19 protein-coding genes and 1 pseudogene are annotated in these 24,181 nt (G+C 58.4%); 14 read left to right on the plus strand and 6 right to left on the minus strand.

The window, feature by feature from the left end:
• Positions 1 to 224: 224 nt before the first annotated feature.
• Genes ABB28_RS03060 through ABB28_RS17645 form a run of 3 tightly spaced genes read right to left on the minus strand, consistent with a single transcriptional unit; the run spans position 225 to position 3,417 of the window.
• Complete coding sequence (locus ABB28_RS03060; RefSeq protein ID WP_057507211.1) at positions 225 to 1,631, minus strand: MFS transporter; 1,407 nt, start codon at positions 1,629 to 1,631, stop codon at positions 225 to 227.
• Positions 1,628 to 2,725, minus strand: a complete 1,098-nt coding sequence (locus tag ABB28_RS17640) for an alpha/beta fold hydrolase (RefSeq protein ID WP_161809843.1) — start codon at positions 2,723 to 2,725, stop codon at positions 1,628 to 1,630. Before ABB28_RS17640 ends, ABB28_RS03060 begins: the two co-directional genes overlap by 4 nt.
• 32 nt (positions 2,726 to 2,757) lie before the next feature.
• Entirely contained in the window at positions 2,758 to 3,417 is a 660-nt protein-coding gene (locus ABB28_RS17645) for a muconolactone Delta-isomerase family protein (RefSeq protein WP_083491884.1), read from the minus strand.
• 104 nt (positions 3,418 to 3,521) lie between these two features.
• Here ABB28_RS17645 and ABB28_RS03070 point away from each other — a divergent pair, with 104 nt between their 5' ends.
• Positions 3,522 to 4,394 carry a LysR family transcriptional regulator gene (locus tag ABB28_RS03070; protein ID WP_057507212.1) on the plus strand — a complete coding sequence of 291 codons (873 nt, stop codon included), beginning with the start codon at positions 3,522 to 3,524 and terminating at the stop codon, positions 4,392 to 4,394.
• 238 nt (positions 4,395 to 4,632) lie between these two features.
• Here the strand turns inward: ABB28_RS03070 and ABB28_RS03075 are convergent, their stop codons facing one another.
• Positions 4,633 to 5,190 carry a TetR/AcrR family transcriptional regulator gene (locus tag ABB28_RS03075; RefSeq protein ID WP_211260349.1) on the minus strand — a complete coding sequence of 186 codons (558 nt, stop codon included), beginning with the start codon at positions 5,188 to 5,190 and terminating at the stop codon, positions 4,633 to 4,635.
• Between the two features lie 246 nt (positions 5,191 to 5,436).
• Between ABB28_RS03075 and ABB28_RS03080 the strand changes: the two genes are divergently transcribed.
• From ABB28_RS03080 to ABB28_RS03095, 5 genes and pseudogenes are all read left to right on the plus strand, one after another.
• A complete protein-coding gene (locus ABB28_RS03080; RefSeq protein ID WP_057507214.1) occupies positions 5,437 to 5,907 on the plus strand; it encodes an organic hydroperoxide resistance protein in 471 nt (156 codons plus the stop codon).
• A 175-nt stretch (positions 5,908 to 6,082) separates the two neighbouring features.
• Positions 6,083 to 6,664, plus strand: coding sequence for a DUF308 domain-containing protein (locus ABB28_RS03085; RefSeq protein ID WP_057507215.1), 582 nt, complete (start codon positions 6,083 to 6,085; stop codon positions 6,662 to 6,664).
• Positions 6,665 to 7,067: 403 nt separating this feature from the next.
• On the plus strand, positions 7,068 to 8,486 hold the full coding sequence (locus ABB28_RS03090) for an FAD-containing oxidoreductase (RefSeq protein WP_245625259.1): 1,419 nt from the start codon (positions 7,068 to 7,070) through the stop codon (positions 8,484 to 8,486).
• Between the two features lie 364 nt (positions 8,487 to 8,850).
• A pseudogene (locus ABB28_RS18330) lies at positions 8,851 to 8,961 on the plus strand (oxidoreductase); the annotation flags it as partial.
• Positions 8,962 to 9,081: 120 nt separating this feature from the next.
• A complete protein-coding gene (locus ABB28_RS03095) occupies positions 9,082 to 10,374 on the plus strand; it encodes a retropepsin-like aspartic protease family protein (protein WP_152983369.1) in 1,293 nt (430 codons plus the stop codon).
• Between the two features lie 186 nt (positions 10,375 to 10,560).
• On the opposite strand, the gene ABB28_RS03100 is transcribed toward ABB28_RS03095, so the two are convergent.
• Both ABB28_RS03100 and ABB28_RS03105 read right to left on the minus strand, forming a co-directional pair.
• Positions 10,561 to 10,863 (minus strand): EthD family reductase, encoded by a 303-nt coding sequence (locus tag ABB28_RS03100; RefSeq protein ID WP_083491885.1) that lies wholly within the window; start codon positions 10,861 to 10,863, stop codon positions 10,561 to 10,563.
• An 84-nt stretch (positions 10,864 to 10,947) separates the two neighbouring features.
• Positions 10,948 to 11,700 carry an SDR family oxidoreductase gene (locus ABB28_RS03105; protein WP_057507217.1) on the minus strand — a complete coding sequence of 251 codons (753 nt, stop codon included), beginning with the start codon at positions 11,698 to 11,700 and terminating at the stop codon, positions 10,948 to 10,950.
• 111 nt (positions 11,701 to 11,811) lie between these two features.
• Here ABB28_RS03105 and ABB28_RS03110 point away from each other — a divergent pair, with 111 nt between their 5' ends.
• The 8 genes from ABB28_RS03110 (at position 11,812) to ABB28_RS03135 (ending at position 24,083) form a co-directional block, all read left to right on the plus strand.
• On the plus strand, positions 11,812 to 12,453 hold the full coding sequence (locus ABB28_RS03110; RefSeq protein WP_057507218.1) for a TetR/AcrR family transcriptional regulator: 642 nt from the start codon (positions 11,812 to 11,814) through the stop codon (positions 12,451 to 12,453).
• 529 nt (positions 12,454 to 12,982) lie between these two features.
• Positions 12,983 to 14,479 carry a recombinase family protein gene (locus ABB28_RS03115; RefSeq protein ID WP_275452886.1) on the plus strand — a complete coding sequence of 499 codons (1,497 nt, stop codon included), beginning with the start codon at positions 12,983 to 12,985 and terminating at the stop codon, positions 14,477 to 14,479.
• A complete protein-coding gene (locus ABB28_RS03120) occupies positions 14,476 to 15,393 on the plus strand; it encodes a plasmid partitioning protein RepB C-terminal domain-containing protein (protein WP_057507220.1) in 918 nt (305 codons plus the stop codon). The genes ABB28_RS03115 and ABB28_RS03120 overlap by 4 nt, the downstream gene beginning before the upstream one ends.
• Complete coding sequence (locus tag ABB28_RS03125; protein ID WP_057507221.1) at positions 15,390 to 16,286, plus strand: plasmid partitioning protein RepB C-terminal domain-containing protein; 897 nt, start codon at positions 15,390 to 15,392, stop codon at positions 16,284 to 16,286. The genes ABB28_RS03120 and ABB28_RS03125 overlap by 4 nt, the downstream gene beginning before the upstream one ends.
• 1,757 nt (positions 16,287 to 18,043) lie before the next feature.
• The gene (locus ABB28_RS17655) at positions 18,044 to 19,816 is read left to right on the plus strand and encodes a Mu transposase C-terminal domain-containing protein (protein WP_083491888.1); all 1,773 of its coding nucleotides are present in this window, start codon (positions 18,044 to 18,046) and stop codon (positions 19,814 to 19,816) included.
• 9 nt (positions 19,817 to 19,825) lie between these two features.
• Positions 19,826 to 20,740 (plus strand): TniB family NTP-binding protein, encoded by a 915-nt coding sequence (locus ABB28_RS17660; protein ID WP_083491889.1) that lies wholly within the window; start codon positions 19,826 to 19,828, stop codon positions 20,738 to 20,740.
• Positions 20,737 to 21,618 carry a TniQ family protein gene (locus tag ABB28_RS18515; protein ID WP_425479502.1) on the plus strand — a complete coding sequence of 294 codons (882 nt, stop codon included), beginning with the start codon at positions 20,737 to 20,739 and terminating at the stop codon, positions 21,616 to 21,618. Before ABB28_RS17660 ends, ABB28_RS18515 begins: the two co-directional genes overlap by 4 nt.
• 596 nt (positions 21,619 to 22,214) lie before the next feature.
• Positions 22,215 to 24,083, plus strand: a complete 1,869-nt coding sequence (locus ABB28_RS03135; protein ID WP_057507223.1) for a P-loop NTPase fold protein — start codon at positions 22,215 to 22,217, stop codon at positions 24,081 to 24,083.
• Positions 24,084 to 24,181: the final 98 nt, after the last annotated feature.

The following is a 24,181-nucleotide window of genomic DNA, read 5'->3' on the forward strand; positions in this document are numbered from 1 at the left end:
TCGTGTAAGTGTGGAGTAATGTAACGAACCCAAGTGACCGATGATTCAGGACACTCGTCACATACGCTGCTAGAAGCATTCCGCGAGGCGCTTGCCGGAATAACCAAGCCATTGCAACCACCGGTGGCGAGAGGCATTGAAAGCCACGCTATGATGCGTACGCTCAGCTTGCTCCGACCGTGAAGTGGCGCCAACGTCGTGGCCTTCTACATTCCATATCAATATCAATTGCTGCGCTTCCAACTCAGGACGGCCGCGAGCGCCAATGAGAGGGCAATGGCGAGCGATGCGGCTGCAAATCCGATTTGAACCTTGGTTTCACTTGCGCCGTCGGGTGCAAGCGTGAAAAACAGTCCACCGATCAGTGCCACCGAGACTGCGGCGCTGATTTGCAACGTGGCATTCACCAACCCGGATGCCAGTCCAGCCCAACGCGCATCCACGTGCTCGACCGTTAACCTGACCAAGGCCGGAAGCGCGATGCCCTGCCCTAGCCCAATCACAAATAGAGGCCCCGGAAGCCAGGTTGGCAGACCTATGGCAGCCAGCGACGCCGCTATCGCAAGTCCGGCTACCTCCAATGCCATGCCCAGCACCGCCGAGCGCGGGCCAAACCATCTTGCAAGACGCGGACCGCACAGCGGGCCTAGAAAGAAGCCCACCCCGAGCGGAAGCACCGCCAGTCCGGTCTTCAGGGAATCGTGCCCCAGTCCAACCTGTTCATAAACTGCAAACACTAGGAAGAAGGCCGCGAGCGCGTAGAAGAAGAACGTTGCCAGCAAGCGTCGTTGCAATCCGCGCGCCAGCAACAATGACGGCAGCACGAGAGGTGTTTTTCCGGCACCCTCCAGATGCTTTTCATAGCGCCAGAATGAGAAAAGTAGTGGCACGGTCAATATCAACATCGCGACGCACCACCAGGGCCAGCCGCGCCCGCGGCCTTCGATGGCCGGCACGACGACAGCTAGCAAACCAGCGGCTAGAAGAAACGCACCGAGGATATCTATTCGAGCTGAGCGTTCTGCCCTGCTTTCCCGAAGCAGCATTAGGGCCGCCGGCACAGCGAAAAAGATGATGGGAAGATTGATAAGGAAGACGCTACGCCAGCCAAGTCCAAACGGGCTCATAGAGACCAACACGCCGCCCAACAGCTGTCCGCCAACCGAGGCAAGGCCGAACGTGGCGCCGTACAAGCTAAGCGCGCGGCCCTTCTCGCTCGCAGGGAAGATGGCGTGGATCGACGCGAGCGACTGCGGCGCCATGATGGCCGCAGAAACCCCCTGCAATAGACGCCCAGCCACCAGAAAGCCGGGAGTCGGAGCCATGCCACACAGTGCCGAGGCCAACCCGAAGCCCAACATGCCCCCCACGAACACGCGCTTTCGCCCGTAAAGATCCCCTAAGCGGCCGCCGAGGATGAGCGTAACCGCATACGCTGCCGCATAGACCGACACGACCAATTGAGACACATCCGACGAGGCGCGGAAGTCGGCGCGGATAACAGGCAAGGCGACGTTGACGATAAAAAAGTCGAGTGGCGGTAGCAGCGTGCCGGTCAATAGCACCACTAGCGCAAGCCAACGACGTGCATCGGGTGCTGCTTCCTCTATTTGATGTAGCGAGGTATTCATAGACTTTCCTCTTGCCGCGCCCGCACGTGAGCGGCGACGCATGTTTCGCTTGGTGCTTCGTAGGTAGCGCCGCGGCAGGGCGACATATGGTCTGTCAGCCAGCCAAGCACCACGCCCAGCACCTGGTCCGAATTCTTTTCGTAAATCATTCCGTGGCCATTTCCATGGATTACAAACGATGGCATGTGGAGGTGATCGACTTGCGCGCCGGCTTGGCGAAGAAAATCCGCAACTGATGGTGCGAAGGTAGAGAACACGGACGTCTCTCCGGTCACTAGCGCTACGGGCATCGCTGCCAGTGATGGAATGCGCCGTGTCTCAGGCGCCGCAGCCTTTAGGCCTGCGGGCGTCGCATGTGGAGGAGAGAATTTCATGGGTGCTGCGGTCAAGCCCCAGGTAAGCGTGCCGATTCCGGGCGTGTGTCCGAACGCGGGCCCCATGGGTTCGATGGCGACAATTGCCGCTACAAGCTCCGGACGCTGGTCTGCTACGAGCCAGCCATCCGGTCCAGATGCAGAATGCGTCACGATGATCGCCGGGCCGATGCGATCCAACAGTCCAGCAAGCCTGCTCGCATCGAGCTGTTGCGAATAGGCCAGGTCGGCGGGCATCGGTCCGTACGCGGCAATGAGTGCATCGAATGCGTTGGCATCTTCAATGTCGAATGGCCACTGCGTTTCTCCTCCGCCTTCCGGGAAATACACGGCTCGCCCGCGCTCATATGAGAACGGAGGGCTGGTCGGCCCCATAAGATCCGGGTGATACGGAGATCGGCCATGTCCGGGTCGGTCAACGACGAAGACGGCGTAGCCTGCCTCGACCAATCTTTGGGCCCAGCCCGGCCGGCCATCCGGCGTTTCGCTCCATTCGGTACCCTGTAGCGTCCCTCCATGCACTAGCACCACTGGCAGGGGCTGAGTCACTGCGACAGGTGCCTCCCATTCCACATACATCGGTCCTGCCTGATAGCTCAGTCCCTCCTTGCGCACGCGTTCACCCGTTATCCAAAAGTGCCCACGCCGCGAAGTGCGCACTCGGACGCCAGACCAAACCGGCGTCCGGGGCGTCCCTTGTGTTTTGCTCTTAGCTTCCATAAGTGTGCTCCGCCTCAAGACGCCAGAGGCACCTATGGGCCTGCCAGGATGCGTCGTGTCGGTGCGATGTCGGTGAATCGCTCGATGTCTGACATGATCGCTACCGTTTCTGGCGCGCTCAGTGCAGCATGCATCGCGCCTTCAGTCTTGAATTTGCAGAGACAAACGGCTGCAATTTCCTGGTCGCCGTTCGCCGAAAACAGAACGTCGGTGGACTGGAGACCCAGCGGCATCCAGGCCTCTTCGACCATGGGTATGTGGCGGGTCATGTAGTACTCGCGGTCGAAGCGATCTCCGAGCCTGCCCGCATAGCTCACCAGCATGTGCGTCCCACTGGAACCTTCGGCGTCCTCTCGCGACACCTGGCCCTGAGCGAAGCCTTCAAGGACCGGCTCGACTCCATGGTCCGGTGGCGAGCCCTCCGATACAGGATGGTCGGCCAAGGCGTGCACCGAGAGTGTCATCCAGGGATACAGCGGCAAGGAAGAAACAATGTCGTGGAGCTCGGTCGGGTGATCGACCTCCCAGATGCTCCAGTTGCCTTGCTGCGCAGGTGTCCGCCAGATATGGCGAAGCCTTCCCGCGGCCATATGCTCCTTGGCAATGGCGTGCTCTTTCGTGAGCAGATCCAGGCGCCTATCTTGATCCACGGTGGCGTCAAATCGAACAACGATGTTTAGGAGAAAGATCATCGCGACCTAATCGGGTGACTGGTTTACCATGGTGCTATGGACAGTATTGTCTGTGGACTGCCATTGCTGCATATTCTTCGTGCATTTTTGAACGGGAAGACGATATGGAGTGGAGTGATGTCCGCATCTTTCTTGCTGCCACTCGCGGCGGATCCTTTGGTGAGGCCGCTCGCAGTCTGGGAGTCAGCCATCCAACGGTTGGTCGTCGGGTCAAGGCGCTCGAAGATGAGGCCGGTCAGCCGCTCTTCCGACGAACGAAGGATGGCCTTGTCCTGACTGACGCCGGCGACGCGGTGCTGGCGCTGGCCGAGTCCATGGAAAATTCAGCGCTCTCCATGGAGCGTCGTCTCGCGGGAAATCAGGAACGCCTTGAGGGGATTCTTCGAATATCGTCAGCGGACTGGTTCGCTGGATATGTATTAGCTCCGGTCTTGGCAGAGCTCGGACGCCGTCACCCGGATGTTGTGCCAGAGGTGATCGCCAGCTATCGGCTGCTTGATCTCTCACGTCGTGACGCAGACGTCGCCTTCCGCATCGTGCCATTTAGCGAGCCGGACATCGTGCAGCGCCGCCTGATGAAAATGCCTTACGGCCTCTACGGATCGTCAGAGACGGCCCGAAAGATGCAGGACGATCCGGCGTCGGTGGGGCTGATCCTAATGAATGCGGCGCAGTCGCATTTCCCAGATGTTGCCTGGGCGCTCGATACTTTTCCCGGCTCACGGCGCGTGTTTACAAGCACCAGTCGGACGGTTCAGGCCCAGATGTGCTTACAAGGCGCCGGCATTGCGGTGTTGCCCACACCGCTTGGCGATGCATTGCCTGGACTTCAGCATATAGAGACGGCAGCTCAGCCACCTCCGAGCAGGGAGATATGGGTGGGCTATCACCAAGATTTGCGACATATGGACCGCTTGCGCGCGATGCTCGATCTTGCCGATGCCATGCTGTCGGACTCTCTGGCTGCGCCACGCTGAGTCCAACGTCGGTCAGACCGTGGTGGGCGCCGATTCAATGGTCGGTCGGCCGGTGTGTTCATCGTGCGGATCGAGATGCCGTGGCGTGCACGCTCCTTCAGGCGTGATCCAGCGACTTCGATTTCCGTGGATCTATAGGGATCGGCCAGCGTGCGGCCCAGGACGCCTTCGAAAATCGATGAACCAATCGCTGCACGATCGGGCCGAGGGTCTCTAGCTTCCGATAGGCACCAGGCGATCAACGCCTCTTGGGCCGCATCCGCTGCATGAACGCATCGATGATGGCATTGAACTTGTTGGGGTCGTTATACGCCCGCGCCATCACCATCGCCCCATAAACCGTTGTCTGGAAGAATTGCGAGGAGATGCGAGGATTCATTTCCAGCTCGATTGTGCCCTGCTTCTTGCCGAGCACCATGACGCGCTCAAGCCACTGTGCAAGGTCATTGAAATGGCCTTGCACTGCTACGGCGACTTCTGCCGGCAAACTGGGCAGCTCGACGGCAAGAACCCCGGCCAGACAGAAAGGGGATGATTGGTCTTCAATACAGCGCTTCCAATAATCCACGTAGGCACGCAACTGCAGCATTGCATCAGGCGTCCCATGTTCTAGAGCGTCGACCTGAGCACGGATCGCGGCACGCCTTTGCTCCACCACCGCAACCACCAGATCCACCTTGGAAGGAAAATGGTGATGAATACTTGCCTTACGAATCCCAATCGCCTCGGCTAGGTCGGCGTAGCTAAACCCGTTGTAGCCGGCATCGACGATCAGCCGTGCAGCCTCTTCGATCAATCTGGTTGCCGTGTCTCTCAAAGCATCACCAATCTACCTAATGGTAGGTAAATATAAGTTCCAGTGACCAGCGTTGCAACCACCGTCCGACGGCAGGGCCCGAAAAAATCCTGCTGCCAACGACAACGCAGACAAGAACACGCGCTTGACACCTACCTACTAGTAGGACAGTATGCGTCTCATCGGCGGCTGGCGCCGACGGCGCGCTCGACGTCACGAGTGCTCCTGCTATCAAAGGAAAACGATATGTCTGTAGACGTGAAGTACCGCGCTGTCGCTACTGCAACCGGCGGCCGAGAAGGAAGCGCCCGCACAAGCGACGGCAATCTGAATGTTCGGCTGGTGACGCCCAAAGAGCTGGGTGGAGCAGGCGGCGACGGCACCAACCCTGAGCAGCTATTCGCTGCGGGCTACTCCGGTTGTTTCCTGAGTGCCATGAAGGTCGCCGCGTCCAAACTAGGCTTGACGGTACCGGCCGACGCGGCGGTCACCGCAACGGTGGGGATTGGTCCACGCGCTGCGGGCGGGTTTGGCATCGCCGTGGACCTCGCGATCGACCTGCCGGGCGTGGATCAGCAGGACGCCACCAGGCTGGTCGAAACCGCCCATCAGAGCTGCCCCTACTCCAATGCAACGCGCAACAACATCGATGTCACGCTTTCAGTGATCTCGCAGCAGCGCGGCGAGAGCGAGAGCGCGGCGGCCCGACTCGCATGAGCAGGTCCGGGCGGGCCGCATTCAGCCTCCGCACCGTCCCCTCGGGTCATCGCTGACCGCTGCGCACCTCTCTTCCTAAAAAAGGCCCGGCCTTTTTTTTTAAACGTTGCACCCCTACCACCTAGTTGGTAGATAACATTCCCGTTTTGTCACCAACTCAAAAAGGTGTTTTAACATGTCAAGTTCTACTTCGATCGCTAGCAGGACCAATTCCTGGCTTCAAACCTATTATTTCCTGCGAACCATCGTGTCGGCTGTATGGATCCTGCTTGCGGTATTTATCGGCAAGAATGACCCGAAGGTCGGTGCTGCCCTGCTCATCGCCTATCCCGCATGGGATGCGTTGGCCAATCACCTGGATGCCCAGAAGAACGGCGGCCTGCGCGCCAACCCTACCCAGGCGCTCAATTTCGTTGTCAGTGTGCTCACCGCGATCGCGATCGCCGTCGCGCTCACCAAGGGCATGCCCGCTGTCATCTCTGTCGTTGGCGCTTGGGCCATCCTCTCAGGCGTGCTGCAACTGGCCACCGCCGTGCGTCGCTGGAAGACCTCAGGTGGCCAGTGGGTGATGATCCTCAGCGGCGCGCAGTCCGCGCTCGCTGGCGTGATTTTCTTCAAGCAAGCAACCTCCGGCATGCCGCTGGATGTCGGCACGGTGGCTCCCTACGCCGGCGTTGGTGCGTTCTATTTCCTCTTCTCGGCGATTTGGATCACCGTGAAGAACGCACGCCAACGCCCCAAGTCTTTTGCCCGCTGAGTACCGCCTGGGCCGGACCGTTTACGGCCCGGCTTCGGGCACCTTGTCGTCTCCCCCATGCTCGGAAATACCCGGTGACCCCGCCTGATGTCGCTTGTCCAGTTACCAGGCGCTTTCCTGTGCTTCAAGACCGCGATTGCAATGCACGCGCTCACACGAAACGGCTCGCCGCTCCATTACGCGCTGGGGATCGAGCGATCCACTCGATGCCTGATGCCGCCTGGCTGGAATCGCCGGCCAAGGCGATTGGAGGGCGGCACGCATCGGGCTATCGCAGTCCCAACGTTCGCCGTCTTTCTGATCTCTGCATCCTGATTCACATTGACAAGATCGCCGGCGACTCTTGCGGTGTCATCCATTTAATCGCCCTCCCCCTCCCGGGCAGGGCAAAGGTAGGAAATCAGTGTCAAACGATAACCCGATTCATGATGCTCAGCCGAGCGTTCACCAATTCGATGCCATTATCATCGGCGCCGGACAGGCTGGACCATCGCTCGCCGGCAGGCTTAATGCCGCTGGAAAGCGTGTGGCCATTATCGAGCGTCACCTTGTCGGCGGCACCTGCGTTAACACCGGCTGCAAGCCGACCAAGACGCTTGTTGCCAGCGCTTATGCAGTCCACACGGCAAGAAGAGGCGGCGAATACGGCTTCTCGACGGGAGAGGTCGATGTGGACATGCCAGCTGTCGCCGCGCGCGCAAGGCAAGTGATCGATGATTCGCGTGGCAGCAACGAAGCCTGGCTTGACGGCATGCTCAATGTTGAGCTCATCCGCGGGCACGCGCGCTTTATTGGATCAAAGTTGGTGGAGGTCAACGGGCAGCACTTGACCGCTCCCAACATCTTTATCAATGTCGGTGGTCGCCCCGGTATCCCAGATCTTCCGGGCCTGATGAATGTGCCATTCATGACCAATGCCGGCATGGTCGCACTGGACGTCCTTCCTCGGCACCTGATCGTGATCGGTGGCAGTTACATCGGACTCGAGTTTGCTCAGATGTACCGTCGATTCGGCGCTGAGGTCACGCTCATCGAGCGAAGCGACCGCCTCATTCCCCGTGAGGATCCAGACATCTCTGCGGCAGTCCGCCGGATCCTGGAAGGAGAGCACATCAAGGTGCTCACGAGCGCAAGTCGGATCGAATTTCGCTCTGATGGACAAGACACGACGATCTTGCTTGAAACCGAGGCAGGTCCGACCGCTATCGTTGGCAGCCATGTACTGGTCGCAACCGGGCGAGTGCCCAACACCGATGCGCTTGGACTGGACGCGGCCGGTATCGCCTGCGACGAGCATGGTTACATTCGGGTAGACGAGCGACTTCAAACCACGGTCGACGGCGTCTACGCATTGGGAGACTGCAATGGCCAAGGCACGTTTACTCACACCGCTTATAACGACTTCGAGATCGTGGCTGCCAACTTGCTCGATGGCGACGATCGGCACGTCAGTAGCCGAGTGTCGAGCTACGCGCTATTTATCGACCCTCCCCTTGCACGCGTTGGCCTCACTCAGGCTCAGGCGGTCGCCACGGGCCGTCCCCTCCTCTACTCCAAGCGCGAGATGACCAGGGTCGGACGCGCCGTCGAAAAGGGGGAGACCAAGGGATTCATGACGGTGATCGCTGATGCCGAAACCAGGCAAGTCCTGGGCGCCGCAATCCTGGGAACGGGGGGCGACGAGGCGATCCACGGGTTGCTCAACATGATGAATGCAGAGCGGACCATCGATGAAATCCGCTGGGCGGTTCCAATTCATCCGACGGTTGCAGAGTTCTTCCCCACGATGATGCTTGATCTGAAAGCACAAGCCCAAGCTTGAGATCGCGAGCCGCGGCATTGGCCCTGGAAGCGCTGGGGAGATACGACCTGCTCGCCGCTCAAAGCAACGTTGCACTTGTTGCTGGCGCATTTTTTGAGGACTGGTTTGAAGCGGTCCATATTTGAACCGCCAGGGCTGGTCGCGTGGGAGAGGCAGAGGAACCTGCAGCTACCGCCGGCCGTGGGACTCGTCGCAAGACGATGGCTTTTCGATAGCGCATGGTTATTACGGTTGCCGTAGCTAGCAGGACGATCCGTGTCTGACCAGCCAAGAGCGCAAGTCAGCCCGATCCTTCGCCGGCTTGGCAAGCGATCGGGCAATTGCATCGCTTGCCAAACCGGCAGTCATCGACAGACCGAATCAAGGAGTACTCGACGTGCATGTGGTGGATGCTGGCATCGCAATCTCGGGTGACGCGCTCGAACAGGATCCCGACGAGATCGATCGCTTGCTGAGGATCAATATCCACGCGCCCTGCGCACACCATCGACGGGGCTTTCGGCGCCTGAGGTGATCTCGATGCCGGACGAATGAATCAGATCGCATTCGTCCGGCTCCGACGCTGATCTGCGTCATTTCCAGAAGGGTTCTACTCTTGAAAAGCCGTTATCACCTGCGTCTCCTGGCCATGCTGGCCTATGCGGGCTTTCCCGGCGCCATGGCGAGCCAGACCGATCCCGTCACCCATACCGGGGCGGCGCTGGACGCCTGGCGCATGGATGAGGCGATCGCAATGTTGCCGACGCTGCCTGGCACGGCCGAGGGCGACTATGTGCGGGGCCTCGTGGCCAATCGCCTGAACGATGTCGATGCCTCAACGCGCGCCCTTCTGCATGCGCTGCCCGAGCTGGAGCGACGGCATTCGCCGCGGGCGGCAGACGCCCTGCTGACTCTCTCCGATGATTACCAGAAAAGCTCGTTGTACGCGGATCAGGCCAAGGCGCTGCGCGAAGTGCTGCAGCATCACGCGAAAGACATAGATCCCGACGCCGTACGGGGTGTAAGAGATGTCCTGGCACTGGCAAGCGCTCTCAGCGGTTCGCCACCCCAGTCCATAAGCTTTGCGGGGCCGTCCCGATTGCCCATCCGACGCAATCCTCTCGGCACGCTGGACGTCGAGGCGGTGGCCAACGGCATCGGCGGATCATGGATGTTGGACTCTGGCGCCAATTATTCTGTCGTCAGCGAGAGCTTCGCCAAGCGTCTCGGCCTCTCGGTCAAGGATGGAACAGGGGGCATCGCTTCCAGTACTGGCGTGACGGTTCAGAGCAAAGTGGCGATCATCAAGGAGATTCACCTGGGCAGTGCCACGCTCCGCAATGTAGCCGTGCTAGTGGTCAGCGACGCGCTGTTGCACATTAGACTGCCCGCCAAGGAACACCAGATTTCCGCTGCATTGGGCTTCCCCGTATTCCAGGCGCTTGGCCGGATCCGCTTCCACGGCGACAAGGCCATCTCGATCGGACCCGCTTCCGGTCCGCTCGAAGGTGGCACGCAAATCTATATGGACGGCCTGACGCCGACTGTTATGGTTTCTACCGAAGGAGAGATGGTGCCTCTCGTACTGGACACCGGTGCCAGCGCCACCGGCCTGTCTTCTGCCTATTGGATCAAGGTCAAGGATCGCGCGGGCGCCTGGCCCCGCTCCCAACAGCTTTCAGCAGGCATGGGCGGTGCGCGAAGTTTCGACACGGTCAACCAGCCCGAATGGAAGTTCGTTCTAGGCAAGCAAGAAATCACGCTCAAGAACGTGCGGATTCAAACGACAAGCAGGCCTGGCCCGGGCGGTCCGCCCATGTTCGGCACGCTTGGCCAAGACGCGTGGTCCGATGCGGCCGGTTTCACCCTGGATTTCCGATCGATGCGTTTCCGGATCGACCGGGATTAGTGGATGCTTGCAAGAGCGATCCGGACCGCACGCATCACCGGTATGAGCCGCTTGCGCTGCCGGTCCCGTCGCCCATTGCTTAGGCGTCGAACGTCGAAATCGTCGATGGCGACTATGTGTCGTCGCGATAGCGCAAGCTTCGTCCGCTGATCTTCGGACTTCCCGGCGTGGCGAAGAGCTGCTCGCTCATGATTCTGTAAACAAGCTTCGGAGCACGACGGTGGCGTCGGTAAAGTTTTTCACATCGTCCATCACTTGCTGCGTCCTCGGGTTTGCCAGTGCGGCACGCATCGCCTGCTCCGACGAGAAAGTGTATACGCCTACTGATAGCCAGTTGCCGGTCTCCGCGTATGGGAAGAAGGCTTCGGCAGATTGAAGACCATGCTCCTCCCAGCACGCCTTCGCTAGTTTGAAGTGGTCGTTCGCGTAATAGTCCCGATCAAATCGCACGCCGGCGTCACCCGCGCAAACCACCATCATCTTCGTCATGTTCTCTCTCTTTGGATTCACTGTGCTGAGTGGGTCGCCATTGGAAGCGCGAGCCGGATAGCCAGCGCCTTCACCGGCGGTTACTCATGCGCTGATGCCGCCATCAACGAGTATGCCGGAGCCGGTCACATAGGCGGCGCCGGGTCCGGCGAGGAAGGCGACAGCTTCGGCGACTTCACGAGTTTTTCCGTAGCGGGCGATGGACAGGCTCGGGAGGATGGAAGACGCAAGCGGGCCGTCGGCAGGGTTCATGTCAGTATCGATTGGGCCCGGGCGGACCAGATTGACGGTGATGGCACGAGGCCCCAACTCACGCGCGAGCCCGCGGGTGAAGCTCTCCATCGCCGATTTGGTAGCCGCATATACCGCGATGCCGGCGAACGGAACGGCCAGCCCCGCATTGCTGCCGATCGTGACGATGCGTCCGCCGTTCGGGATGTGTTTCAGCGCCGCCTGGGTCGTCACGAAAACCCCGCGTACGTTGACGTTCAACTGCAGGTCCATCTCTTCCAGCGACTGGTCAGGGAAAGAGCCTGCAATAAGAACGCCCGCGTTATTCACCAGGATGTCCAGGCCACCCAGATCGGCGGCGGTACGTTCGACGGCCGCGATCGAGGCTTCAGGGCTAGCCGCGTCGGCCCGAATTGCAACAGCGTTGCGGCCTAGGTCGCGAATCTCCGCGGCCAGCGTCTCGGCCTTTTCTGCAGACTTCTCATAGGTAATGGCGACATCGGCGCCGTCTTCGGCCAATTTCAACGCGATTGCTGCCCCGATGCCGCGCGCGGCACCGGTAACCAGGGCTCGCTTACCCGCCAAGGGGAGGGACAGATGGTTCATGGCAATTCTCCTGCGAATTAGTTCTGTATTGATCGACACATAAAACATACCTGCTGCATTTCGTAGGCGCAAGCGATTTATGTAATGATTGGCAAAAAAAGGATCAGTGACATGTCGCTCCCGTCCACTCCGGCCGCTTCCAGGCGGGGCCGCCCAGTCGGCTTCAATCGATCAGAGGTGCTGGACCGCGCGATGCGCGTGTTCTGGGCGAAGGGCTTTGCCCCCACCTCGATGAACGATCTGATCGCCGCAATGGGGATCGCTTCGCCGAGCATCTATGCGGCTTTCGGTTCCAAGGCGAGCCTTTATCGTGAAGCCCTCGATCATTACGTGTCGCTTCACCAGGACATGGTCCTGCGCGCCATGCAGCTACCGACGGCGCGGCAGAGTATCGAGGGCCTGTTGCGCAACGCCGTGACCGTCTTCTCCCGCACCGATTTCCCGAGCGGTTGCATGGTCGAACAGACGGCAGGAGAAGCCGGCGACCTTTCTGTCGAGCTCGTGACGAGACTGTTCGACATGCGCAAGGCCAATAGCGAAAACTTTTCGACGCGCCTCCGCAAAGGCCTCGAAGATGGCGATGTCCCCGCAGGGACCGACATCGATGCCGTGGCCTCCTTCTATGCCACCGTTCACAAGGGCCTGAGTCTGGCCGCGCGGGGTGGGAGCGGGACGGGCGAACTGAATTCGGTCATCGCCTCAGCCATGGCCGCCTGGCCGGAACTTACGAGCTCCAAAAAGTCGCAGCCCTGAACTGGTCCGGATCGCTTCCCAATGCGTCTTCCCTGCTGCCTTCTGAGCGAAAAGCTCAATCGGGCAGAGTCGCCTTATAGAGGCGACCTCTGGACTCTTATTAAAGTCGCGATCCCTTGATCGGACGACTCGTACCAGCCGGAAGCGGTTATCGGTCGTACTCCTGATAACGATCCCTAATCTTAAACTGGATGGCGGCACCAATCCCTTATTTGCTAGGCCCGGGGCCGTTCCGGACAATTTTCGGACGTGGGCCAGGTCCGTGTTACCGCGATGACTACCGCCTGTACTTGGTTCCCACTCCTCCATCAATCCTAAGGTTTTCCATCTCGGTTCTGATGAGGGCGCCAACGCCTCACGAACATGATTTATTCAGACAGGAGTTCAAAAGGTCATGGGACCGTCAGAAGACGTCGATAGCGTCTGATGACCACTTCAAACTGACTGGGAACTCTCGGTGTTATCGGAGCGTGAAGTGCCAAGTAGCTCGGCATATAAGTCAGCGGCCGGCCTTCGCGCAGCGCAGTATGTGCGGATGTCGACGGAGCATCAGCGCTACTCGACCGAGAACCAAGCCTCAGCAATTGCCGATTACGCCAAAGCCCATGGCATTGAGATTGTTCGAACTTACGAGGATGCCGGCAAGAGTGGCCTAACCTTGAAGGGACGGCCCGGCTTGCAGCGGCTACTTAACGATGTCCAAGCCCCTGGCCAGGACTTCGAGCTCATCCTGGTCTATGACGTGAGCCGCTGGGGCCGTTTTCCTGACCCGGATGAGGCTGCCAGCTATGTCCATGCCTGTAAGCGTCGGGGCGTAGCCATCGTCTACTGCGCGGAGCCGTTCCAGAACGACGGCTCCCTACCCTCCTCCATCATGATCGGCCTCAAGCGGGGCATGGCTGCCGAATACAGCCGCGAACTCTCAGTAAAGGTCTTCCGAGGCGCCTGCACGATAGTCCAGCACGGCTTCCGTCAGGGCGGCACGGCCGGCTATGGCCTCCGTCGGCAGCTTCTGGACGAACAGCGCAACCCGAAAGGGATACTGGCTCGTGGGCAGCAGAAGAGCATACAAACCGATCGTGTCGTCTTAGTGCCGGGCCCCATCGATGAGCGGCACGTAGTGCAGCGGATCTACGAGCTTTTTCTCAGAGGGAGCCCGGAGCGGGTAATTGCTGCCGTCCTCAATCGAGAGAACATCGCCTCGGAAACCGGTCGGCCATGGTCACGCGGGGTGGTCCACCAGATCTTGACCAACGAAAAATACATTGGCAACAACGTATACAACCGAACCTCTTTTAAACTGAAAGCCCAGCACGTCAGAAATCCCCCGGAGGAGTGGGTACGAAGAGCTGACGCCTTTGAAGCCATCGTGCCAGTGGAACAGTTCCTTCAGGTCAGGCAGATCATTGCCGAGCGCTGCCGCCACTACGACGATGACCAGCTTTTGTCCATGCTCCGACTGCTTCTGTCCAGGCACGGCGCCCTGTCCGGATTGATGATTGATGAAGAGGAAGCCCTGCCCTCCAGCTCGGCTTACCGCTCTCGCTTTGGCAGCCTCCTAAGGGCCTATAAGCTGGTCGGCTACACCCCAGCCCGTGACTACGCCTACCTGGAGATCAATCGCGCATTGCGCGAGATGTACCCAACCATCGTTGAACATATGAGCCGACAGATCCAAGCAAGCGGCGGGCACGTGCAGCCCCATGGCAACACTGGCCTCTTGTTGGTCAACGGTGAGTTCACTGCATCGCTGGTGGTCGCTCCCTGCAAGCCCACCCCTGCTGGGGGCATGCGCTGGCGCATTCGCTTCGACGCCGGGCTCCAGCCTGACGTGACTTTGGTCACTAGGCTCGACGCAGACAATCGGGTGCCTTACGACTACTACGTGTTCCCTGCGTTGGACTTTAGTCAGTCGGAACAGCCGCGCCATACCAACAACGGCCTTTGGCTGGATTTGTATCGCACCGATGACCTCCACAACTTCTACTACATGGCCGGCCGAGCGCCGCTGAAGGAGAGTGCATGAAGAAGTCCCCGCCTTCCAACCATGCGACTTCTTCCAAAGTGGTCATGGTGGACATCGACGACATTGCCATAGCCAACCCCCGAGCCCGCAATGAGCGGGCCCACAAACTTATCGTCAAAAGCATCGAACAGGTCGGGCTTAAGCGGCCTATTACTGTCCGCCGAACACCCGATGCGACGACTGGCCAGCCCTTCGCCCTGGTGTGCGGTCAGGGGCGCATGGAAGCCTGCCGTCTTCTAGGACATCGGGAGATCGCGGCGTTCATTGTTGAAGTGGACGAAAGCACTGCGCACATCATGAGTATCGTGGAGAACGTCGCTCGTCGAACGCCTCGCGCCGCTGAGACGCTTGAGCATGTGCGCCTCCTCCGGGAGCGCGGCTACTCAGACTCTCAGGTGGCAGAGAAGCTGGGGTGCTCTCCGTCCTGGGTTAACAATGTGACCACCCTTCTTCAGAAAGGAGAGAAGCGTCTTTTGGCCGCAGCGGAAGCAGGTCATATTCCGTTGCACCTCGCCGTGGGCATCGCTCGTGCAAGCGACGTTGAGACGCAGCAGCTGCTGCAAGAGGCGTATGAGAAAGGTGACCTCAGAGGAAAGCAGGTCTTTCGAATCCGGCAGATCCTTGAGCACCGGAATCGAAGCGGCAAAAAGACCAACAATGGGTTCGTGAAGAGTGGTCATCGAAAACCCATGACAAGGGAGGAGTTGGCCAAGCTGTACAAGCGAGACGTGGAGGCCCATCAACGCATCCAGATGAAGTCGGAGTATGTGCAGCAGTCCTTGCTTGTCGCAAGGCAGGTCTTCAAGGAACTCTATGCCGACGAAGAGTTCGTGGCGCTGCTCAGATCGCAGAAACTGACCTCCATTCCTCGGCCGCTCGCAGACCTGGTACCGCCTAAGGGGGCGCGCCGATGAGTAACAAATCAGCCGGACCGAGACTGGCCTTTGAGAAGAATTGTATCGACGTAGATGTTTCCCTCTTGGCAGCCACGGTTTCCTTGCCAGCCGGTGCAAGAACGTCTGTCAAGTATCGACAGATCCTCAAGTCGATCGAAACCATAGGCATCGTCGAGCCGATCATCGTGACGCTGGACCAAGATCAGCCCGGGCGTTTCCTCGTCCTAGATGGCCAGATGCGGCTGGAAGCCCTCAAGGACCTAGGGGTGGGCAAAGCGTTGTGCCTGATCTCGACAGACGACGAGGGCTATACCTACAACAAGCGGGTTAACGGCCTCTCAGTCATCCAAGCGCACAAGATGATCCTGAGGGCAGCAGAAGGAGGCGTTTCAGTCGCGCAGCTTGCCGACGCCTTGGACTTGTCGGCCAACACTATCCGGGCCAAGTTCAAGCTTCTGGATGGGATCTGCCCCGAGGCCGTCGTGCTACTGGCCGAGAAGCCAGCGACTTCAGGCATGTTCAAGGTCCTGCGACAGATGAAGCCGTTGCGGCAGGTTGACGTGGCCCAGACCATGGTCAACTTAAATACCTATTCAACTAGACTGGCCGTGGCCCTGTTGCGCAACAGCTCCCCGGATCAGTTGATTCCTGAGGTTGCTCAGCGATCCTCAGACGTAACGCCTAACGAAGCACTCAAGCGATTGGAGCAGGAGTTGGCTGCACTGCAGGCCGATACGGAGACCCTGCAGGAAGGCTTCGGCCCAGCCAGTCTGCAACTTGAAATCATAAAGACACACGTCGGGACGGCCTTGCTTAACAATGCCGCGATCGTTCGATGGCTAGCTAAACGACGGCCCGATCATCTCCAGCAGTTGCAGAAGCTATCCGAGATAAAACAGCTACCGGGTTAGCGCTCTCTCGCGTCATTTATGCGCTAAAGCACCAGTATCACGTTGAGAACGTCCAAGGCGCCGAGGCCAGGCCCGATCTCACTGTTCGTTCACGTACCGCCGGAAGCCAATGTCAACCCTGTCGTAATCGCCGGCCCAAACTACGCGCTGACCCAGTACTGCGCAGCGACGTTCAATCAGCCGCGCCGTGTAGTACGGAATTCACCGCTCAACCGGCTAACATCAACTTGATGATGACAGCGGTCCCTCGGAGGGTGCAATGGACACAGACTACGACAGTGGCAGCATCGTCTCACTGCCGGGCTTGGAGCCTTCGGGATACAGGAAGCTCATTTTGAAGCGGCCGACTGAATGGTCACAAGACGACTGGTACCGCGCTGTCTTCTACGCTGATGATTCAGTGGCGTGCCGTCACGAACTGATAACTGTCTTGACTCAATCCTACCCTCAAGCCCCCTACCACGTTTCCAGCGTATTGGAGTACTTTGCGTGGGTCGTAAGCCGATACCACGTGATACAGGATCCGCCGACGTTAACGTAGATCCACCATAGTCAGCAGATGTGAGCGCCTGCCGACGCTTCAAGCGACAATTACCGTTCGAGCGCAGCTGCCGCAGCGAGAAATCGGGCGGAAGAGCATTAGCTTCGTCCACTATCGCTTCGCGGAAAGGACATCTTTCGGCGTCTTCGTCACCGCAAGTGGCCCGAAGTGGTCATCTTTGGGGGGCACGCATATAAGTGTTCCTGCGACCATAAGTTGTCCGCTCAGAGAGCCGAACTCCTGCCCGAAGACGTGTATATAGGTCTGACCTACTGCGAGGATTGCGCTATGTCAGAGAAGGCTGCTGCAGCTCCAGCGGCGAAGGACCGATTGAGCGTCCTCGCCACCGCCGTACACGTGCCTGATTCACCCATCCTTTCGGCCGCCGATACGGCACGGCTCATGGGTTTCCCGACACGCGAGGCGCTTGCAAAGGCACGTAGAACCGGGCGCCTGCCGATCGAAATGTTCCTTCTGGAAGGGCGCCGCGGTTGGTTCGCTCGGCGAGACGACGTGATCTCCTGGCTCGAAAGCGCCTTGAGTCATCCTGCTTCACCTCAATAGTGGACAACTTATGGTCGGAATCGGCGGACAACTTATGGCTGTGCGATCAATAAGACGGACTGCCTGTCGATCTATCCAGAAACAACTGCGATATATAAATATCATTCATATCAATAGCTTATGCGGCATGTGCGCTTGCGCTCGCGCTTAACCTATGCCAGCTTGTCGGCGAAGGTCTGCCTTCCATGTATGCGCGGAGTACGCAGGGCACTGGCTGCTTGCCAGTCCAACTGGACGCGGACTTGGTCTGAAAATTGCTCAAGCCTCCGAAACACGCCTCTCGAGCCACGATTGACACAACCACAGACGAGGAATTCACTATGAGCGGATGAGTTCGCTATTGCTCAGAACGAACTAAGCCCCGCACGGCAATGCAGGGCCTAGTAGGTGAATGTGACCGGTTTTAGCGCCGTCGCAGCCATGTTCCGGGCACCCCCTACGAATGTCAAGTGCTCCTGCCCTATTCACTTACGGCGGGCTATCTGTGATTACGCCTAGCGAGCCGTAAAGGCCGCTGGTAGGACGACCCAATGACTGCAAAACACCCTATCACTACCCAACTGTCGCTCGCGCCGAGCTTCATCGAAGCTTTGTGCGCGCGAACCTGTCGCCAGCACGATGCGAGCAATTCAGGAAGAAAAGGAGGTGCGAAATGAGCATCGTCTTGAGTCCAGGCACGGTATGCGTCGCAAAGGGGCGCTTGATCGAGATTGATGGTGCCGACTCGCTTACGCATGTATGCGCACGAGATATGGCAACGGGTGAAATGGTTCGTGTCGCTGTCACACATATCGAAGCAGCTCCGACGAGGCCCGTGGCTCTCGACCTCGGCGCGATACCTGAGCTGGAGTGGAAGCGAAGCGTTGCGCTAGCTAAAGAACTGGACTCGCTTGCCAAGACGGAACACTGCACCGGCCACGATCTGGAACAAGTGGCTAGAAGATATGGCATCGGGAAAAGACAGCTTCAGCGTATCCGGGCGAAGTACATCAACAATCCGAGAACAACGACGCTGGCTCGGATTCCTGCCGGGCCACCAGTGGGCTTAAATCGACTTGATCCACGCGTAGACGCATTGATTCGGCACGCTATCGCTAAGCATTACATGCGTCGCGAAAAGCCTCCAAAAGAGTATGTTGTCTTACGTGCCCAAGCAATGGCACGGCGACTAGGACTGGCAACTCCGTCCCGAAAGGCAGTGCTGATCCGGTTGAACAGAGAGATCGGCAGGGCTACCGACCTCGCCCGCGAGGGAGGCATTGCAGCAAGGCGCATGTGGCAAGCGCGCCCCGGCGGCCTCTTTGCGAGTCGGCCGTTGGATTTAGTACAAATCGACCATACGCCAGCCGACGTGATGATTCTGAGCGATGACCGTCTGACCGTACGTGGACGACCTTGGGTTACCGTTGCTATCGATGTAGCAACTCGGTGCGTCGTAGGAATGTATATCGCAATGCACGCACCGTCGGCAGTTTCGGTGTCGCTTTGCATCGAACATCTCGCGCTACCAAAGCCTGATACGTCGAACGAAGAAGGCATCTGGCCCATGTACGGAAAGCCCAAGACAATCCTTGTAGACAACGGCAAAGATTTCCGCAGCATGGCGCTAACGCGGGGGTGTGAGGAACATCAGATCGAGCTGAGGTGGCGCCCAGTCAGGACGCCCGAGTACGGAGGGCATATCGAACGACTAATTGGCACTCTCATGAAGATCGCCCATCTGCTTCCTGGCACGACCTTTAGCAATATCAAGGAGCGTGGCAGCTATGACAGCGAAGGGAAGGCTCGATTAACGCTATCTGAATTCCAGAGTTGGATGGCTCAGAAGGTTTGCAGATTCTATCATCAGAGGAAGCACAGAGCCTTGGGCATGCCTCCGATAATAGCGTGGGAGCGCGCCTTTACCGACTCAGCTGGAAACTACGTGAGTCCACCGTTGATCGCGAAACCGTTGGAGTTCCGAATCGACTTCTTGCCATTTGAAATACGACGTGTGCGCCGAACAGGGATAGAGCTGAACTCTTCGCGCTACTGGCATGAAGATCTCTCATCAATGCTTCGGAGCGACACACCAGTCCGTGTTAAGTACGACCCACGCGACCCAAGTGCAGTTTGGGTTCGCCGTGACGATGGGCTACTCATCACCGTTCCTTTGATTGGCGGACGGGCAACAGGCACGTCGTGTGTCTTGCATCGTCTCGACGCGGCTACGCAAGCCAGACTTGATGCTGAGACTGACAGAGGGTTGGAGCTAACTGATTCAATCGAAGAGGGCGCGCAGGTCAGCACACTACGAGCGCGCGGGCGAGCGCGGCCTAAGAAGACTAAAGAAGCCAGTGACCAGGGCCATCCCGAACCACTCTCAACGATCCATCACGCCCCATATAAAAAACCGCCTTCGGCAAAAATCGAAGAATGGACTTGAGGACTCGAGATGACTGGCGTTTCCCATTTGGAACCGAGCATTCGATCTCAACTGGAGCTGTCCAACGACGAGCGTGCGGGCCGAATGCTTGTTGAGCGCTTCATTGCGCACGAGCGACTTCAACCGATAATTGATCACATAGAATTCCTAATCCGAATGCCTAGTCAGACTCGCGCCAACGGACTGGTGGTATCTGGAAAGCCGGGGTCAGGGAAGACGATGCTCTCCAGAGCGATAATACGCAGACACCCACCAGTAAGTGCTGAAAACGAAAAAACAGCATCGCTGCCCGTCCTAGCGATTAGCATGACAAACGCCAGGGAAGCGAGGACTCTATACAATCGAATTCTTGGTGCATTCGGCGTGCCCGATCCGACGCGGTATTCTGGCGGTGACCGCGAACGCATGGTGCTAAAGCTTTGTGCCGCTGCAAAGCTAAGATTATTGATCGTCGACGAAATTCAGGACATCTTGACCACAACTCCGCGCCAGCAGCGGATTGCTCTCGATACTGTAAAGTTTCTAATGAACGAGCTATCACTCCCTATTCTCATATTAGGCACATCTGCCGCGCCTGCGGCAATGCAAGTAGACGAACACCTCAACGCTCGCTTTAAATACCGGGAACTTCCGCTCTGGAAGCGGGACGCCCGTTTGACGGAATTCCTAGACGTCCTCGAGCGCGCGCTTCCGCTGAGACATCCATCCTATCTTTCATCACCAACGATCTCGACGGAGCTAGTTCGTCTTTCGGGCGGCGTGCTTCAGACCATCATGCAGCTGGTAACCCATGCGGCGGCACATGCCGTCGAAACAGGGGAAGAACAGATCACGATCAAGCTACTTGAAAGGGCAAGGGTCGAACCTCCCTTGGCCGCTGCAGTACAAGCCCAATTGCAAGCAAGTTCGCGCTTCCCAACGTGAGGACAGCTCCCACGGGCCAACGATGGTGGATCTCTCCACCAAGGCCAGATGAGTCGTTGCGCTCACTCGTGCTTCGTGTCGCTGCACTGTACGAGTGCTCGGCGTCTACCATTTGGGAGTGTTTGAATAAGGACGAGGCATGCCCATCTGGTGACATGGATTTGCCTTCATGCATTGCGTTACGCAGGATGGGGGCTGCCATCGGTATTCGGCCATCCACGCTGCTTGCTCATCGACAGGCTGATTCCCAGTGGCTTCTCGCACCTTCCGCTCGCAATATCTACTGCCCCTCCTGCTGGAGTGAGGATCAGCAGCGTGGATTTCCCTACTCGATACGACGAAGTTGGAACTGGGTGCTGCGCACGACCTGTCCTGAGCATGGCCAGCCTCTCCGCTTGGCCCCTGATGATTGGAATATTTCCTCCACCTTCGTAGTTAGATCTATTCCCTCACTCACCAATCGCGAAGAGGGTGTGCTGGACCTGATAGAGCGCTTTGGTGAAAGCCTGGAGCAAAGCCTGTACTTCGGAGCAGCTTGGCCGGCCGCTTGGGGGATAGGTGCACACTCGGCACGTCAGCTGCTGCTTGAAATGAGTTTCAATGTGAACACGGTTCGAGACTACCCGCAGACCAATTTCGTTCGCGCCAGCGGGAACCTTCAAGAGCTAATTCGAGGACCTAAGCATCAAGAGGAACCTGCCGCCAAGCCACTGACTTGGGACCGCTATCGTCATATAACCGATCCGGCGATAAGGCGCGCTGGGCTGTGGTCTGCAGCATGGGCGCTAGTCCCCGACCTGCCGGAAGAGCTTTCGCCAGGCTGGGCCACGCTCCCATCTCACATAGAGCTGTATCGAAGGCGGGCACGTCGCGACTGACCGTGGAAATGGGTACGGACGTGACAGAAATCATGCGTGGCCACCCCGCTAATCGTGTCACCTTCCTGCGACGACCCCTCTAATTATGTCACCACCTTTCGACGAGCTGTGAGGTCGTTAAATGTAAGGTCGCGAAAACGCCTTGAAAACATGGACATACGAGCGCATGAATGAAGATGACAGGATTAGGGTGGTACCGACAGTTGCGCGGCGCGAATTCGACAGCGGTCGTCTATCGCCCACCCAACCATGCAGGACACCGATATCGCCGTACGATGCGCCTCCTCCCGCTAGCCTTCGTCCGAACGTAGCGCACCAACCCTCCATCCATCGGTCCAGATTCGCAAATCTTGAGGGTCCAGCACGTGTCTCTACGCACGCTTCGGGACACCCAGCAATTACCCTAAGTTCCACCTATACCCACGCTGCCCCAGCCATTATTATTGGTACGCATTGCCATAGCGGGCCGCTTCTACAACGCACATGGCAAGCAAAGGAACTGCAGTCGAGCGGGCTCCTCACCCCTTGGCGTGGCGATGGCTCAACGGCCCGCGTGGCACCTTTAGCCGGCGGGTACTGTCGTATGGAGATGGAGCATGAAAGATAGAATCCACAGCTATCTGGCCGATTACATCAACGGCGAGGTCGACCCTGGTACCGCGGTGTTGATCACTGGGCCATGGGGATGCGGAAAAACTCGATTCATCCAGGATTACTTTGGGGTCGACTCGAAGGCAAACGCAACAGACGAGAGATCCCGTAGTAGCAAGGATCCCAAGGCACTGTTCGCCAGCTTCTTCGGCTCTCAGACGGAGATGGACCTCCTCAGCCAGTTCGCTGCACAGCTCCATCCGAAGCTCACCTCTCGTCCCGCGCAGGCAGTCGGCGCCATGTTGATGACTGCACTTCGCTTCGCAGACGACAAGTTTGCGGGAGGCGCGGTTCTTGGCGATTCTGACGGCAGCGGGCTCTTGAAGTGGCTGGCCTCGCCGGACGGACATGTGCTTGTTTTCGATGACCTGGAAAGGTCGAGCATGTCCTTGATTGAGCGGTTGGCTACCATCAATCGGTACGTCGATGTGATGGGCTTGAAAGTCATAGTTATCGCCAACGAAGACGAGTTGGGCGAAGACGACTACTTGCGCTGGAAGGAGAAAGTCATTGGCAAGACGCTACGCGTTGATGCCGACCCTGGCTCCGTGCTCAAGGAACTGGCAAATCAACTCACCGATGCCGCACTGAAGCGATGCGTACTGGACAATCTGGATTCACTGTCCGGCGTTCTCAAGCAACTGGATACCATCAACTACAGAAGCGTTCGCTCGCTTATCTTCGATGTACAGCGGCTCGTCAGTGCAGCGCCCGCGCTGCGTGGCTCAGACGAAGCCATGCTCTCTATTCTGAACTTCTCACTGGCCGTGGGCTCCCTGCTTCGCGCGGACTTGATTGACGAGAGCCAGGTTGATCTCGCCGCCATCACCAACAAGACAACGGTGCAATCAGGCAAAGCGACGTCTGAATTCCTTGCTGAGATGCATCGGCGTTTCCGCGCCGTGGGAGCCGTGCAGCCAATCGTTTCACCCACCATGATGGCGCGCTTGTGGTGCGATGGGGAGATCGATGAGCGCTACCTTGACCAAGTCACTTCCACGCACCGCTGGATCGTAGGCGACGCAGCACAGCCGGCGTGGCTATGGTTGCGCGAGCCAGGGCAACTGACCGTTACCCGGTATCAGGAGCAGAAAAAGAGGTTGCTTCAGGAGATCGATAGCGGCAAAGTCCTGGAAGCAGGCGTTCTCCTGCATGTCATTGATATTCACCTGCAGCTTACAGCCATGGATGACGGCGTTCTGCCCAAGGGCACTAACGTAGGCTTATGGGTAAGCCACTACCTTGACCATCATGACGTCGGCGGGCCTGAGCTTGGGCAGGAGGAGTTTTCAGCACATCAGCACGGCGGCTATCGGTATCGCTCAGCCGATGATGAATTCAAGGAGGCTGCAGAACAGATCCGCGATCACCTTGGTAACAGACAAGCGAATTCGCTTCGCGGTAAAGCGGTCGAGTGGGTTGAGGACATTCGCAACGGAGACCTTGGCACGCTTGCTTTCGAAGAAGAGAACCTGCCGGGCCGTAGGGCATGGCTGCATCTGGTAGATGCCGGTGCCTTTGCCCGAATTCTGCTCATCGATGGCACCGTTACACGCTCCGTCGCCGACGCACTGGAAAGTCGCTATGCCGGCGACGGAGAAGGAAAGCTGGAGCCGGAATGGACATGGCTTGGTCAGCTCAAGGTGGCGATTGATGCTGAGGCGGCCCTCCTGCCCTATCCGCATCGGCAGATTGTGTCCGAATATTGCTCGAAGACATTTGCTTACATCGAGACGCAGGTTGAGTACGGCAAGCATTACCTGCGACGTTTCCGCGAGTTCGAGGCCAAGCTACTGGGCGTAGGCGAGGCTTGATTCGAGGTTTATTTTAAAGGGTAGTGGAGATGTGCCGCCCTGATGCGCTGGGGCGGCATACTCGGTGGTTCAGCTCGACTGGCTACTGCGTTGAATAT

It is taken from the genome of Stenotrophomonas chelatiphaga (assembly GCF_001431535.1).
GTDB classification, from domain to species: Bacteria; Pseudomonadota; Gammaproteobacteria; order Xanthomonadales; family Xanthomonadaceae; genus Stenotrophomonas; species Stenotrophomonas chelatiphaga.